The sequence below is a fragment of the Polaromonas sp. genome (assembly GCF_030682935.1).
GTDB lineage: Bacteria > Pseudomonadota > Gammaproteobacteria > Burkholderiales > Burkholderiaceae_C > Polaromonas.
Map to the genome: position 1 here is coordinate 1 of NZ_JAUXNA010000332.1, position 14,494 is coordinate 14,494.

Annotated in this window: 11 protein-coding genes; 9 read left to right on the forward strand and 2 right to left on the reverse strand. The window is 60.9% G+C overall.

Annotated features, from left to right (window positions below):
• On the reverse strand, nucleotides 1-1,614 hold a 1,614-nt coding region (gene ilvD / locus Q8K05_RS15385; RefSeq protein ID WP_305247501.1), incomplete at its 3' end, for a dihydroxy-acid dehydratase.
• 98 nt (nucleotides 1,615-1,712) lie between these two features.
• On the opposite strand from ilvD, the gene Q8K05_RS15390 reads away from it, so the two are divergent.
• Nucleotides 1,713-2,675, forward strand: coding sequence for a LysR substrate-binding domain-containing protein (locus tag Q8K05_RS15390; protein ID WP_305247502.1), 963 nt, complete (start codon nucleotides 1,713-1,715; stop codon nucleotides 2,673-2,675).
• 181 nt (nucleotides 2,676-2,856) lie between these two features.
• Here the strand turns inward: Q8K05_RS15390 and Q8K05_RS15395 are convergent, their stop codons facing one another.
• Nucleotides 2,857-3,927, reverse strand: a complete 1,071-nt coding sequence (locus Q8K05_RS15395) for a 3-deoxy-7-phosphoheptulonate synthase (protein WP_305247503.1) — start codon at nucleotides 3,925-3,927, stop codon at nucleotides 2,857-2,859.
• Between the two features lie 563 nt (nucleotides 3,928-4,490).
• On the opposite strand from Q8K05_RS15395, the gene Q8K05_RS15400 reads away from it, so the two are divergent.
• The 8 genes from Q8K05_RS15400 to Q8K05_RS15435 all read left to right on the forward strand — a co-directional run bounded on the left by Q8K05_RS15400 (nucleotide 4,491) and on the right by Q8K05_RS15435 (nucleotide 14,479).
• Nucleotides 4,491-6,443 (forward strand): hypothetical protein, encoded by a 1,953-nt coding sequence (locus Q8K05_RS15400; protein ID WP_305247504.1) that lies wholly within the window; start codon nucleotides 4,491-4,493, stop codon nucleotides 6,441-6,443.
• Nucleotides 6,440-8,146, forward strand: a complete 1,707-nt coding sequence (locus Q8K05_RS15405) for a hypothetical protein (protein WP_305247505.1) — start codon at nucleotides 6,440-6,442, stop codon at nucleotides 8,144-8,146. Before Q8K05_RS15400 ends, Q8K05_RS15405 begins: the two co-directional genes overlap by 4 nt.
• A 410-nt stretch (nucleotides 8,147-8,556) precedes the next feature.
• Nucleotides 8,557-9,138 (forward strand): DUF2889 domain-containing protein, encoded by a 582-nt coding sequence (locus Q8K05_RS15410; RefSeq protein WP_305247506.1) that lies wholly within the window; start codon nucleotides 8,557-8,559, stop codon nucleotides 9,136-9,138.
• A 181-nt stretch (nucleotides 9,139-9,319) separates the two neighbouring features.
• Complete coding sequence (lgt, locus tag Q8K05_RS15415) at nucleotides 9,320-10,132, forward strand: prolipoprotein diacylglyceryl transferase (RefSeq protein ID WP_305247507.1); 813 nt, start codon at nucleotides 9,320-9,322, stop codon at nucleotides 10,130-10,132.
• A 193-nt stretch (nucleotides 10,133-10,325) separates the two neighbouring features.
• The gene (locus Q8K05_RS15420; RefSeq protein ID WP_305247508.1) at nucleotides 10,326-10,994 is read left to right on the forward strand and encodes a GntR family transcriptional regulator; all 669 of its coding nucleotides are present in this window, start codon (nucleotides 10,326-10,328) and stop codon (nucleotides 10,992-10,994) included.
• A complete protein-coding gene (locus tag Q8K05_RS15425) occupies nucleotides 10,991-12,517 on the forward strand; it encodes a malonyl-CoA decarboxylase (protein ID WP_305247509.1) in 1,527 nt (508 codons plus the stop codon). The genes Q8K05_RS15420 and Q8K05_RS15425 overlap by 4 nt, the downstream gene beginning before the upstream one ends.
• Nucleotides 12,518-12,573: 56 nt before the next feature.
• Nucleotides 12,574-13,569, forward strand: a complete 996-nt coding sequence (locus Q8K05_RS15430) for a tripartite tricarboxylate transporter substrate binding protein (protein WP_305247510.1) — start codon at nucleotides 12,574-12,576, stop codon at nucleotides 13,567-13,569.
• A 139-nt stretch (nucleotides 13,570-13,708) separates the two neighbouring features.
• Nucleotides 13,709-14,479 (forward strand): enoyl-CoA hydratase/isomerase family protein, encoded by a 771-nt coding sequence (locus tag Q8K05_RS15435; RefSeq protein WP_305247511.1) that lies wholly within the window; start codon nucleotides 13,709-13,711, stop codon nucleotides 14,477-14,479.
• Nucleotides 14,480-14,494: the final 15 nt, after the last annotated feature.

Consider the following 14,494-nt stretch of genomic DNA (forward strand, 5'->3'; position numbering starts at 1 on the left):
CGGCACCGGCGCCTTCCAGCCGACCTTGCGGCTTTCCAGTTCGGCATCGCTGATGTTCAGTTGCAGCAGCAACTGGCGCGCATCAATCGTGATGGAGTCGCCTTCCCGGATGAACGCGATGTTGCCGCCCGCTGCCGCTTCAGGCGCAACGTGGCCGACCACCATGCCCCAGGTGCCACCTGAAAAACGACCGTCGGTGATCAGACCCACGCTTTCGCCCAGGCCGGCGCCAATCAGCGCACCCGTGGGCGCCAGCATTTCGGGCATGCCGGGGCCGCCTTTGGGGCCCAGGTAGCGCAACACCATCACGTCACCGGCCACGATTTTGCCGGCCAAAATGGCGGCGAGTCCCGACTGCTCATCGTCGAACACGCGGGCCGGGCCGGTCATGACCGGGTTTTTCAGGCCGGTGATCTTGGCCACGCAGCCTTCAGGCGACAGGTTGCCTTTCAGAATGGCAAGGTGGCCCTGCGCGTACATCGGCTTGCTGATGGGACGGATCACGTCCTGGTCGGCACGCGGCGCATCGGGCACGTCCTTGAGGACTTCGGCAATGGTCTGGCCCGAAATCGTCAGGCAGTCGCCATGCAGCAGGCCGGCGACCAGCAGCATTTTCATGACCTGTGGAATGCCGCCGGCCTGGTGCAAGTCCACGGCCAGGTATTCGCCCGACGGCTTGAGGTTGCACAGCACCGGCGTTTTCTGGCGCACGCGCTCAAAGTCGTCAATCGTCCATTCCACGCCTGCCGCATGGGCAATCGCCAGAAAGTGCAGCACGGCGTTGGTCGAGCCGCCGGTGGCCATGATCACGGCCACGGCGATTTCAATCGATTTACGCGTGACGATGTCGCGCGGCTTGATGTCTTTTTTGATCGCTTCGACGAGGACCCTGGCGGACTCCTTGGCCGAGTTGACTTTTTCGTCATGCGGATTGGCCATGGTGCTGGAGTAGGGCAGCGAAATGCCCAGCGCCTCAAACGCACTGGACATGGTGTTGGCCGTGTACATGCCGCCGCAGCTGCCGGGGCCGGGAACCGCGCGGCGCTCGATCTGCAGCAGGTCTTCGTCGCTCATGCGGCCGGCGGCGTTTTCGCCCACGGCTTCAAACACGCTGACGATGTTGAGGTCCTTGCCCTTGTAGTGGCCCGGCAAGATCGTGCCGCCATAGACAAAGATGGCCGGCACGTTGGCGCGCAGCATGCCCATCAGGCCGCCCGGCATGTTCTTGTCGCAGCCGCCGATCACCAGCACGCCGTCCATCCACTGGCCCTGCACGCAGGTTTCGATGCAGTCGGAAATGACTTCGCGGCTGACCAGTGAATACTTCATGCCTTCGGTGCCCATGGCCATGCCGTCCGAAATGGTGGGCGTGCCAAACACCTGCGCGTTGCCGCCGGCTTCCTCAATCGCGTCAATCGCCGCGTCGGCCAGTTTTTGCAGGCCGCTGTTGCAGGGCGTGATGGTGCTGTGCCCGTTGGCGACACCGATCATGGGCTTCTTGAAGTCGGTCTCCTCGTAGCCCATGGCGTAGTACATGGAGCGGTTGGGCGCGCGGGATTTGCCTTCGGTGATGTTCTTGCTGCGGGGGTTGAGCTCGATCGGTTTGATGTCCATGGGGCGTCTCGTGAGGAGTTTGTTGGAAACGCCAAGTATGCGTGCTTTGGCTGATTCTTTCCAATCCATTATTCATGCTGTATTAATATCTGCGGCATATGACTGAGCCCGTTATTTTTAGTGATGTACGCAAACCGCCGCTGATTGAGCTGCGCCTGTGGCGCCAGTTCCTGGCCGTGGCCGAAGAACTCCATTTCAGCCGCGCCGCCCAGCGCCTGAACATGACCCAGCCGCCGCTGACCCAGGCCATCGCCCAGCTGGAGGCCGCGCTGGGGCTCAGGCTATTTGACCGTACCAAACGCAGCGTTCAGCTGACGGCGGCAGGCGCTGCCCTGGTGCTTGAAGCGCGCGACCTGCTGGCTCGCGCGGCCGCCATGCCCGGGCTTGCGCACGCCAGTGCCGACGGCGAAGCGGGGCGCTTGCGGCTTGCCTTTGTGTCCACGGTCGGGTTTGATTTGCTGCCGCGCTGGGTCCGCGCCTTTCGCGAGCAGTATCCCAAGGTGCAGCTCGAACTGATCGAGGCGACAGGAGATGTTCAGCTCGAAGCCTTCGGACGCGGTGAAATTGATGCCGGCTTCATCCTGCATTCGCCGGGGTTTGCACCGCCGGGCCTGACCTGCAAGCGGCTGTCAAGGAACCCGCTGGTGGTGGCGCTGCCCGAGCAGAGCGCGCTGGCCGCCAACGCCACGCTCACGCTGAAGGACTTGCTGGACCAGCCCCTGGTGATTTTTCCGCGCCGTATTCTGCCGTCGCTGTACGACGCCATTTTTGCGATGTACCACGCTGCAGGCTACCTGCCCCGCGTGGCACAGGAGGCCATCCAGATGCAGACCATCGTCAACCTGGTTTCAGCCGGCATTGGCGTGGCGTGGGTGCCCGACAGCGTGCGGCAGTTTCAGCGGCCGGGCGTGGTGTACCGGGCGCTTAAAGGCAGCAAGGGCCGGGCCGTGCCCGGCTGTGAGACCAGCCTGGTCTGGGCCGCCGGGGCAGCCAGTCCTGCGCTGTTGCGCTTCATGGCGTTTGCGCCGGACGGACTTGATTTGCAATTCAATAACGGATGATTGAGCGCTGCACCATTTGTGAAAGCTTTCGCACAGGCTGGCGATGACGCCCGGGCTGCTCAGACGCAGAAAAGTGTTGAATGGCCTTTCTTGCGCGCGTGTGGTGACGGCCGATGTCGCCGGGCGTGTCCAGGCATTCAAGCCCGACGGCCTTGTGGTGCGCGATCAGTTTGGCGCCGGATTATGGGTATGCGACCGCCCGGCGCTGGCGCACGGCCGCCGCCAGCTGCTCCAGCACCGCCGTGGTCGTGTCCCAGCCAATGCAGGCGTCGGTCACGCTCTGCCCGTAGCGCAGGCCCTGGCGGCCATTCACTATGTCCTGCCGCCCCTCGACCAGATGGCTCTCCAGCATCAGGCCGCAGATGCCGGTAGCGCCGCCGGCGACCTGCTGCGCAATGTCGGCCGCCACGGCCGGCTGCCGTGCGTAGTCCTTGCTGCTGTTGCCGTGGCTGCAGTCGATCACCAGGCGCGGCGGCAGGCCGGATTTCTCCAGCGCCTCGGTGGCGCGCCTGACGCTGGCGGCGTCGTAGTTCGGCCCGTCGCTGGCGCCGCGCAGCACCAGGTGGCCGTCGGGGTTGCCGGTGGTCGTGATGACCATGGCCCGGCCTTCGAGCGAGATGGTCGGAAAGCGGTGCGGCTGGGCCGCCACATGGATGGCGTCAATGGCCGCCCCCACGCTGCCGTTGGTGGCGTTTTTGAAGCCCACGGGCGCCGACAGCGCCGAAGCCATCTGCCGGTGCAGCGGGCTTTCCACCGTGCGGGCGCCAATCGCGCCCCAGGTCAGCAGCTCGGCGTAATACTGCGGCGTCACCAGGTCCAGGATTTCAGAGCCCGCCGGCACGCCCAGGCGCGCGCACTCCAGCAAGATGCGCCGCGCATGGCGCAGGCCCTTGCCAATGTCGCCCTGGCCGTCCAGCCCCGGGTCATAAATCAGGCCCTTCCAGCCCATGCGCGTGCGCGGCTTTTCAAAATAGACACGCATCACCAGCAGCAGCGAATCGCCCAGCCGCGCCGCTTCCTGGCGCAGCCGCGCCGCGTATTCCAGCGCCGACGCCGGCTCGTGAACAGAGCACGGGCCCACGATGACCAGCAGCCTGTCATCCAGGCCGCGCAGAATCTTGCGGGTGGCCGCGCGCGACGCGGCGATGAAGGCCGCCTCGGCCTCGCCCGCAGGCAGTTCGTCCCGCAGCAGCCGGGGTTCGGGCAGCGGGTCGGCACTGGCGATGTGGATGTCCGAGATGGGGGTGGGCATGGTGTCTCCGTGAGTCGTAGTCGTGGGTTCAAGCCTTCACTTTAGCGCGCCGCATAGGTTTGCAGGATGCGATAGCTTCCCGGCTGGCCGCGCAGCCTTGAGGCTGACCATGGCGCAATCGGGAGACGCGGCATTGGATTCTGTGGGAGGGATTGAAGTCAGTATGAAAATGATAGCTGCTTGCGCCCGTTGCGTATGCGCTAGCGCCTGATTTGACTCTTAATTTAAGTCAATAACCAGGTCTCGTCCATCTTGGCGTCCAAAACTCTCTCGGCGACGGATCGCGTTAGGCGCAGGGTGGGTGGGGTCAGGTCACCCGCGTTGTACAAATGGGGTGAAAGTCGGGTTCAGACCCGTTGCCGAAGTAGACATTTAAGATTTGCCTCCTTCAAAGCGGTCATAGGCTTCTGCAGCCCGACCGTTGGCGATGTGGTGCTGATTTTGCAAACCAGAGACTCAACTTTGAGGTATTTCGGTTGTGGGGAGGCGTATTGACAATTCCAACAAATGTCATACTGGGTTTCATTCGGTCGATTGTTATCGGTGATCAGGGAGTTCTGAAAATGACAGCGTCAACAACAATCCAAGCCATTCCACAAGCCGTTTTGGATGCAGCCCTGGCTCTTCACCAACGAAAAAATACAGATCTGACTTACAGCCCATTCAGTACCGCAGAAGTAACCACGGTCGAGGGCAATCCGTTTTGGCGTTGTGTTGAAGATGAAATCGAATTCGCACATCTGGAAGCCCGCAATCGCTGCGCTGCACTGGCAACTTTTCAGCAAGTGATGCCCTTGAGCGGTACCGATGCGCTGTTTGATGCGGCGTACGAACTGTGGCGAAACGAAATTGGGCACCCTGATTCGGCATCCGGTCGCTTGTTGGGCTTGGCCGGCCAGAGCGTGAGTGTGCTTTTAGAGGCCGCAAAGATCATCGGCGATAAAGATCGGCGTGTCTTTGACGTGCTTCATCTGCTGGAAAAAGCACTGCCGCACTTGCCAAACCTCCGAGCAGAGGATCTCGTGGCAGTCGTTGAAGCCCAGCATGAGTCCACAAAACGTGACATGGCCAGTGGGATGATCTTCAATGCCATCGAGCGCCGCTTACGCTCAGAATCGAAAGTTGCCTGGGATACCTGGCGCATCACCAGAGAAAATATGTCGGAGTCCATGCAAAGCTTGTACAGCACAGCCTTGCAATCATTGATGTACACCGATCAGCAATCTCTTGCGCTGGAGAAGGCTAGAGAAGATGCCGAAGATATTAATTCGTTGATCGCAGGGGCTGCGCTGTGGACACTGGGCAGGGCGATACAGGCTCACAAATTGAACGACTGTGATTTGGACGACTGCGTTGCAGTTCTGACTAACAAAACCAGCGGAGCGCCCACTGAGATTCAACAGTCAGCGATTCGTGCAGTGGCCCACGCGTCGTTGAAGGACGAACGGTTGATGTTAGAACTCGTTCGGCTGGCATCGGAGCATGGCGACTACACACTTGCAGTGATTGCTGATTTCTTGTTCATGAATCAGCAGGACTTGCCAGTGTCCTCCCTTCATTTCAAACCCTTGCTGCAATCACTGGTTGGGCTTTTACCATCGCAACAAAACGCCGTTAATAACTTCGATTGGGTGTTGCATCAGCTTTATGCAACACCCGAGCATCGACCGTGGGTGCTGGATTGCTTGAGTCAATGGCTCATCCAGCATGGCGGCTCAAGCCTTAATGACAAAGCCTTGATTGAGCTGTTTGACCAGACCATCATGCAAATTGCCAATGACCAGCCGGGCTTCCAGGCTGTCATCACGCGCTGGCTGGTTGCGCCCGAGAAGCAACTTGCCGTGGCCTTCGGCGGACTTATCAGCTACTTGCACATTCGTGGAATGAAGTCGCCAGCGTTTTCGCCGGAAGTGCTCAACACCTTCACCTCGCAAGACTTCAGGTTCCTGGCTCGTCGGCTGCTTGGCTATGTGATCTCAGAGGAGCCCCTGCTGTCACTGACGTTTTCTTTGCTGGAAACGAACAATGCCCCCGGCCGGAGTTTTAGTTGGGTGTACTCACTGCTGACAGAGGAGGTGGGCCGGGACTACGCGCATGCCACGATGGAGGCTTTGAAAGTGCGGCAAGAAACGGCCAATTCGCCAGAGAAGGAGTTGCTGGTGCAGATACATGCCATCCTTCTCCAGCGAAGTACAGCCATGGATGGCCTGCCCAGGTTGCAGGAACTTCGTCCACCCATGAGGCTTCGCCGAGCCATTGCATTGAGTCGGGCACGGGAAATGGAAAAGGCGATGGAAACGGCCAATGAGAAGTCCATCATTCGTTTAATTTCTACAGTGATCCCAATGAAAGCAGGTCGAGGTTGGTTTTCAGTTTCAGGCAACAACGTTGGGCCTACACAGCATTTGCAGAGTATTTCCCACTCGATCAGCCTACCCAAACGTGCGCTCACAGATCCCGCTGGTTACGCCATTGCTGGACTCCACTACCGTATCGCAAAGCGAGATGACGAATGAGACTGGCCCTTGTCATTGCTGAGTACCTGCGCACACTCAAAGAGCGCAATGAGCTGGACAGGCTGCTGCCAGATTTGCTGGTCGAAATGGGCTATGTGCCCGTTGCTCGCCCACAAACCGGAAATCGGCAGTTTGGTGTCGATATTGCAGCCCGAGGCATCAACCCGGATACCGGACAAGCTGAACTGCTTTTGTTGGTCATCAAGCAAAAAGACATCGGGCGAGCAGAGTGGGATGGAGGTGATCAAGCCATCAGACCCAGCTTGAACGAGATCTTTGATGTGTATCTCAAATCTCATGTGGAAGCAGAAGACATTGACAAGCCTGTCCGCATCGCCGTGGTCACCAATGGCGAACTGAAACAAACCATTCAGGCCGGTTGGAGCGGTTACGTCAATGATCAAAAAGACCGGGCATTGATTGAGTTTTGGGGGCTTGACAAGCTGTCCACTCTGATTGAACGCCACCTGCTGGATGAACACATCTTCCATGACGAGGACAGGCGCGATTTGCGCCGTGCATTGGCCTTGGCTGGCGATGTCGAATACGACCAAAGAGACCTGCACAGGCTGATGCTGAGAACCCTTGGGTTGACTCCTGAAGGTGTGCCTGACGGCTCCTCAAAGTCAAGGAAGGATTTACTGAAGGCATTGCGGGTGGTCAACTTTGCGGCCCATGCATTCGCTTCGTGGGCACTTGGGGACGGCGATGGCCGCCAAGGATTGCGGGCTATAGAGCGAGCCTTGCTGTGGTCTTGGCACAGAGTGCGGGCATTTGATGGGTGGGACTCAGACCAAGACATGAACCATGCACTTGGGTCAGTTTGGCAAGGATATCTGACCGTTGGAAGGCACTATTTCGAAAAACTACAAGCGCATTGCTACGTTGAGGATGGACTGCTGGGGTATGCGTCCGACAGTGCGGAGCTGTCGCTGGTAGCGTTTGAGCAAATCGGCATGCTGGCATCCATTGGGTTGACCCATGTGCTGTCAGTTGCTGGCGACGATGAAGATCAAGTAGCGCAGCACAAGAATGCAGACACCGTGGCCGCTGCGCTTGCATCACTGATTTCCAGCAACGGCATTTGCAACTCTCCATGTTTTGACAGGCACAGCCAAGACATCGTTCTTGGCATGTTGTTGCTGGTGCTGACGGGACGCGCGGACATCGCCAAATGCTGGCTCCAGACTCTGATTCGCAACATCGATTACGCCTTCAAAGCCAAACGATATGTTCCGATTGACAGCGATTCCATCGACGATTTGGCGGACATTGGTGGTTGGCATTCTGGTCAAACAGCCGACAAGTTAATGAAGACCTCTTGGATGATTGCGGTTCTGGCTGGGTGGTGTGCGGTGTTGGGACTGGGTGAGTCGTATCGCGCATTGAGACAAGGGCTGGTTCAGGACTACCCAGAGACGTGTGCGCAGTTGTGGCACCCAGACAAGCAAATACACGAGCACCTGTACTTTCATGCAGCCCATTTTTCATCAGGGGCTTCGGAGGCTCCTATCCGGTTGCCTGAAGACATGGCGCAGTGGCTTGCACACATGCGTGTTATTGTGGAATCGGAGCAAGGAAAAGAATGCCTTCAGACAATGGGCTGCAAAGTTGGTTTGCCAGCGATTGACCTGATTGCATGCAGGCACTTTGGCACGCCTGTTGCGCCAGCGTTTTGGTATCGACTCGTGTTAACTACGTGACTATTGAGTCCTTGAGACTTCCGCGCAAGTGGTCTATGTGAGATTCAGAACAGTGCAAGAATCAAGCGCCGTCGCACCCCGAACATTGCCAGCAGTCACTCTAAAGTTTGACGAGGACACCGGCTCGGTCCATCCCATTGGTTCCCACCTTCTTCAGTGACTCCAATGGACACTTATGCATAGTGTCCAGCTGTAGAGCTCGACATAAGGGCACGATGCCGAATTCCGCGAGCGTCGGCTGACCGGTATCACAAATCACGCAACTGGACAGCCCGAAAGCTGCCCGTCGCGAATGACTGTTTACGCTGCAAAGCCGAAACCCAGAGCGGCATCAATTGACGGCCCCACCGCTTGACCATAAGCCGCAGGCATTCTGGGAAAATCACATTTTCCAGTTCAATGAAGCCCCCATGCCCCTCCCCGCACCCCAAGCCCGAACCCACCTGCACACCCGCGCCGTCGTCTATCGCGGCTATCACCGTGAGGACGGCCTGTGGGACATCGAGGCCGAACTGACCGACACCAAGACCTATGCGCTGAATTTTCCCGAGCGCGGCGACATGCCGCCGGGCACGCCCATCCACGGCATGGCGATTCGTGCAACGGTGGACGACAGCATGACGATCCGCGAGATCGCCAGTTCGAGTGAGCACACGCCTTTTGGCGAATGCCAGCAGGGCACGGACCCGATGCAGCAGATGGTGGGCGTGACCATGGGGCCGGGCTGGCGACAGGCCATTGAGCGGGCGCTGGGCGGCACACGCGGCTGCACGCATCTGCGCGAACTGCTGTTCAACATGGCCACGGCGGCCTACCAGACCATTCCCGCTTACCAGGACCGCCTGCGCAGCCAAGCCGGCCTGCCCGAGCCTGAAAACGCCGGGCCGCCTTACCACCTGGGCAAATGCATCGCCTGGGATTTCGACGGCCCGGTGGTGCAGCGCCACCATCCCACGTTTGCGGGCTGGCAGCCGTTGAAGCGAAAAGCTTGAGCGGATGAAACGGGCGGCTTATGCCGTGATGCCAGGCCTGGCGGCGCGCTTTGCCGGTCCGCCAGCCGCCTTTGGGTAGGCTTGAATTCACCGTATGCCCTCCCGCCTGAAGCGGGCTGTGCCCTACGCGTTCACGGGGCGGTTCACGGGGCTGACACGGCTTGCAGGCAAAATAGGCGCCATGCTCATTCATCCTGAAATTAATCCCATCGCGCTGCAGCTTGGCCCGCTCGGCATTCACTGGTATGGCCTGACCTACCTGGCCGCCTTCGGGCTGTTCTTTTTTTTGGCCACCCTGCGTCTGCGGCACCAGCCGTATGCGTCCATCACCGGCCCCGGCGCCTGGTCGCGCAAGGACATTGAGGACATCCTGTTTCTCGGCGTCATGGGCGTGGTGATCGGCGGGCGGCTGGGCTATTGCCTTTTTTACAAGCCGGGCTACTACCTGGCCCATCCGCTGGAGATTCTGGCGGTCTGGCAGGGCGGCATGAGCTTTCATGGCGGCCTGCTGGGTGTGCTGGTGTCGCAGCTGTGGTTTGCGCGCAGCCGCCAGCGGCCCTGGCTTCAGGTCATGGACTTCATCGCGCCCTGTGTTCCCACGGGGCTGGCGGCCGGGCGGGTTGGCAATTTCATCAACGGCGAGTTGTGGGGCCGTTTCAGTGACCCCGATTTGCCTTGGGGCATGGTGTTTCGCCACAGCGGCTCGCTGCTGCCGCGCCACCCGTCGCAGGTCTACCAGTTCCTGATGGAAGGCCTGCTGCTGTTTGTGCTGCTTTGGCTGTACGCTAGAGGGCCGCGCAAGATGGGCCAGGTTTCGGGCGCATTTTTGGTCGGCTACGGCGTGTTCCGCTTCATCGCCGAATTTTTCCGCGAGCCCGACGACTTTTTGGGCATCCTTTCCCTGGGTATGAGCATGGGCCAGTGGCTGTGTATTCCAATGATTGCCGCCGGCGTCTGGCTCTGGGTTTGGGCCTCAAAGCGAACTCAGCCCTGACCGCACGGGCGCTTTCAGCTATGGATTGAATAGCTGATTGGCGCCCCTGACCGGACCGGCAGGCCACGGACCATTCGGGTTTCCCCCTGTGGTTTTGCCGCTCAACCGTATTGATTTTGCTCGGGCTGATCTTGATAATTACGCATAATTATTCGAAATTACAAGATAGATCCACACCCAGGGAGCCCGCGCCATGCGCCTTGTCCAGAGTTCACTGCATCAGGAGGTTGCCAAAACGCTGCGCGAGCAGATTTTTGCCGGTCAGCTGCCGCCGGGCAGCTTTCTGGACGAGGTCGCCTTGTGCGAGCGCCTTGAAATCTCCCGCACACCGCTACGGGAAGCGCTCAAGGTCTTGACGGCCGAAGGGCTGCTGCGCCACGAGCCCCGGCGCGGCTGCTTTGTCAACGAGGTGAGCGAGCAGGACCTGGACGAGATTTTCCCCGTGATTGCCATGCTTGAAGGGCGCTGCGCCTTTGAGGCGGCACGCAAGGCCAGCGATGCCGACATCGCGGCGCTGGACAGCCTGCACGAGCGGCTCCGGCAGCACGCCCAGGCCGAACGCATCAACGACTACTACGCCACCAATTTCACCATCCACGAGGCCATCATCACCTTGGCCAACAACCGCTGGCTGGCCCAGGCCATAGCTGATTTGCGCAAGATCCTCAAGCTGGCCCGGCTGCAGCAACTGCATGCGCCGGGGCGGCTGGCGCAAAGCCTGAGCGAACACCTGGCGATCTATGCCGCCCTGCGCGCGCGCGACAGCGCAGGCGCCGAGGAAGCCATGCGCGCCCACCTGATGCGCCAGCGCGAGGCGCTGCGCGAACTCACACGTACCCAGAAAAGCAGGTTATTGGCATGAACACTTCAGACTGGATCAGCCGCAGCGTCTCCCGGCTGCTGCCCGCCGCAAATTCCAAGGAAAAAGAGGCTGTAGCGCCGGTTAAACCGGCGCAAGCAGCTATTAAATCAGGCGTGTCTGTGCCGCTGCCGACGGCGGCGAACCCTGTCACGACGCCGGCCGGTGGCAGCGTTCGCCCGACCTCGCGCTCCACCCGCGAGCGCTTGCAGGCCACGCTGAGCGAAAAAGACGAGGCCCTGTCGCCGCGCGTGCTGCGCCGCACGCTGCAGGAGTTGCAGGCCATCATGGACCCGCGCGTGAGCGAGGTGGAGGGCGGCCGGCGCGCCATGGACGTGGCCGCCTGGTATGCCTCGGCGCCCGCCGAGCAGCGGCGCGACATGTGGCTGCTGATGAGCGAGTACTTCGTGGCCGACGTGCAAAAAGTCAAAGACGCGCAAGCCCGGTTTGCGGCAGCGGTGGGCACAGCCGACGAGGCGGTGGCCGAAGTGCATTACCGCCGCGCCACCGTGTCGCCGCGCCGGCGGCTGCTGCAGCGCTTCAGCGTCTACCCGCAGGGCGTCCAGTTCCTGGTCGACTTGCGGGCTGAAATGCTGCCCTTCCTGAAGGCCGACAAGCGGCTGATGGCGCTCGATGTGGAAATGGAATACATGTTTTCCACCTGGTTTGACGTGGGTTTTCTGGACCTGCGGCGCATCAGCTGGGATTCGCCGGCCTCGCTAATTGAAAAACTGATCAAGTACGAAGCGGTGCACGACATCAAGAGCTGGGCCGACGTGAAGAACCGGCTCGACAGCGACCGGCGCTGCTACGGGTTTTTTCATCCGCGCCTGCCCGACGTGCCGCTGATCTTTGTCGAAGTCGCGCTGGTCGACGCCATGGCCAGCAGCATCATGCCGCTGCTCGACGAGTCGGCGGACGCGTCCGACCTGAACAAGGCGACGACCGCCATTTTTTATTCCATCAGCAACACCCAGGCGGGCCTGCGCGGTGTGAGCTTTGGCGATTCGCTGATCAAGCGCGTGGTGGAAACGCTCAAGGACGAGTTTCCCAAGCTCAAGACCTTTGCCACCCTCTCGCCGATCCCGGGCTTTCGGAGCTGGTTGACGAAAAACGCGGCGGGCTTGCTCGAACAACTCGGCGACAAGGAGCGTACCGCGCTGGGCCGCGCCGTGGGATACGAGCCGCCGGGCGCAGGACATTTTTTGTCAGCCGCCGAAGGTGCGCTGACGCTGGCCGAGAAATCGCCGGTCCGCCTGATGCTGATGCACTGCGCCGCGCATTACCTGGGCCAGGCCACGAACGAGGGCAAGCCCGTCGATCCGGTGGCGCGCTTTCACTTGGGCAACGGCGCGCGCATAGAGCGGCTCAACTGGGCCGGTGACCCGTCGCCCAAGGGGCTCAAGCAGTCTTACGGCCTGATGGTGAATTACCTTTACGATCTCAAGCGCCTGGACAAGTACCGCGACCTGTTTGCACAGGGAAAGATTCCCGCCTCGGGCAGCATTGAGGACTTGTATATTTGACGGTGTTTTTTTTGCAGTGATTTCGGCTTTTTTATTAACAATGACAGGAGACAAACATGACAGTTGATTTTGATGTGAACGGTTCGCGGCGCAACGTATTGCGCGCTGCGGCGGCAGGCCTTGCGGCGCTATCCCTGGGCAGCCATGCCCAGTCGGGCTGGCCCACCAAGCCGGTGACAGTCGTGGTGCCATTCCCCGCAGGTGGCGGCACCGACGCTTTCGCCCGGCCCCTGTCCGCGCAGTTTGCCAAACTGACCGGCAAGCAGCTCATCATTGACAACCGCGGCGGCGCTGGCGGCACGCTGGGCGCCGGCATCGCTTCCAGGGCCGCGCCTGACGGCTACACGCTGTTCATGGGCGCGGTGCATCACGCAATTGCGCCGTCGATGTACCCCAAGCTGGACTACGACATTGAAAAAGATTTTGTGCCGCTGGCGCTGATGGCCAACGTGCCGCAGGTGCTGGTGGTCAACCCCAAAAACATTCCGGGCGACTTCAAGTCCTTTCTGGCGCAGGTCAGCAGCAAGCCGGGCCGCTTCAATTACGGTTCCGCAGGGGCCGGCACGTCGCACCACCTGGCGGGCGAGCTGTTCAAGCAGCAGACCAAAACCTTCATCACCCACATTCCCTACCGCGGCGCAGGCCCTGCCTTGCAGGACTTGATCTCGGGCAATGTCGACATGATGTTTGACGGTCTGGGTTCCTCGGCCGGCCACATCAAGGGTGGCCGCATCAAGGCGCTGATGGTGTCCGGGCTCAAGCGCAACCCGGCTTTTCCGGATGTGCCGTGCGCAGGCGAACTGGGGTTGCCCGACTACACCGTGACCACCTGGTACGGCCTGTGGGCACCCAAGGGCACGCCCGCCGACGTGCAGGCGCGCATTGTCGAAGAGCTGCGCCGGGCGGCCGCCACTGATGAACTCAAGGCCATCTGGGCCAGCAACGGTGCGGAGTTTGGCCATTTGACGCCGCCGCAGTTTGGCGCTTTTGTGGGTAGTGAAGTCAAGCGCTGGGCGATGGTGGTCAAGGCCTCGGGCGCCAAACTCGAATGAGTATGGTCCCCGCGCTTGCGCACTGCGTGTCGTCGCGGCCCCCCAGGGGGGCGGTTTCGCCTTGGGGCGGCCCGGCGGCGAAACGGGCTTCCATGCTCCACGTTTCGTGTTGTCGCTGTCCCCTGGCGCGGGGCGGTCTGTGAGCGGGACTGTTTCACTGGACATCTCCAGCGCGGTGGCCTTCGTGACGCTGTCCCATCCGGGCAAGTTCAACGCCATGTCGCGCGCGATGTGGCGCGAGTTGCGCGCTGTGTTTGCATCGATCCAGCAAAACAGCGCGCTGCGGGGCGTGCTGATTCGCGGTGAGGGCGGGCATTTTTGCGCCGGGGGCGACATCTCTGAATACGCCGCTTTCCGCTTTGACGAAGCCAGCCTGCGCGACTTTCATGAAAACGACGTGTGGGGCGGCTTGCAGGCCATGCTCGACTGCGACCTGCTCATCGTGGCCCGGATCGAGGGCCACTGCATGGGCGCCGGGGTGGAGATCGCCAGTTGCTGCGACCTCCGGCTGGCCAGCGACAGCGCCCGCTTTGGTGCGCCGATTGCCAAGCTCGGTTTTCCGATGGCGCCGCGCGAGGCGGCGCTGGTCATGCGTGCCGTGGGCGAGCTGACCGCCCGCGAGATGCTGCTGTCGGCCGCCGTGCTGGGTGCGGCCGACATGCAGCAGCGCGGCTTCCTGAACCAGGTGGTACCGCAGCAGGATCTGCTCCCGGCCGTTGAACAACGGCTGCAGGCTATGGCAGTACTGGCGCCTCGGGCAGCCCGGCTGAACAAGCAGACCTTGAGAGCCATGTCGCGTGTGCACGAGACTGGGGTGGTGCCTCGGGACAGCTACCGGTACGCGGACACTGCCGAACACCGGGAAGGCATTGAGGCATTCATGGCCAAGCGACCCCCTTTTTTTGGTTGACCCCCTTCATAACAA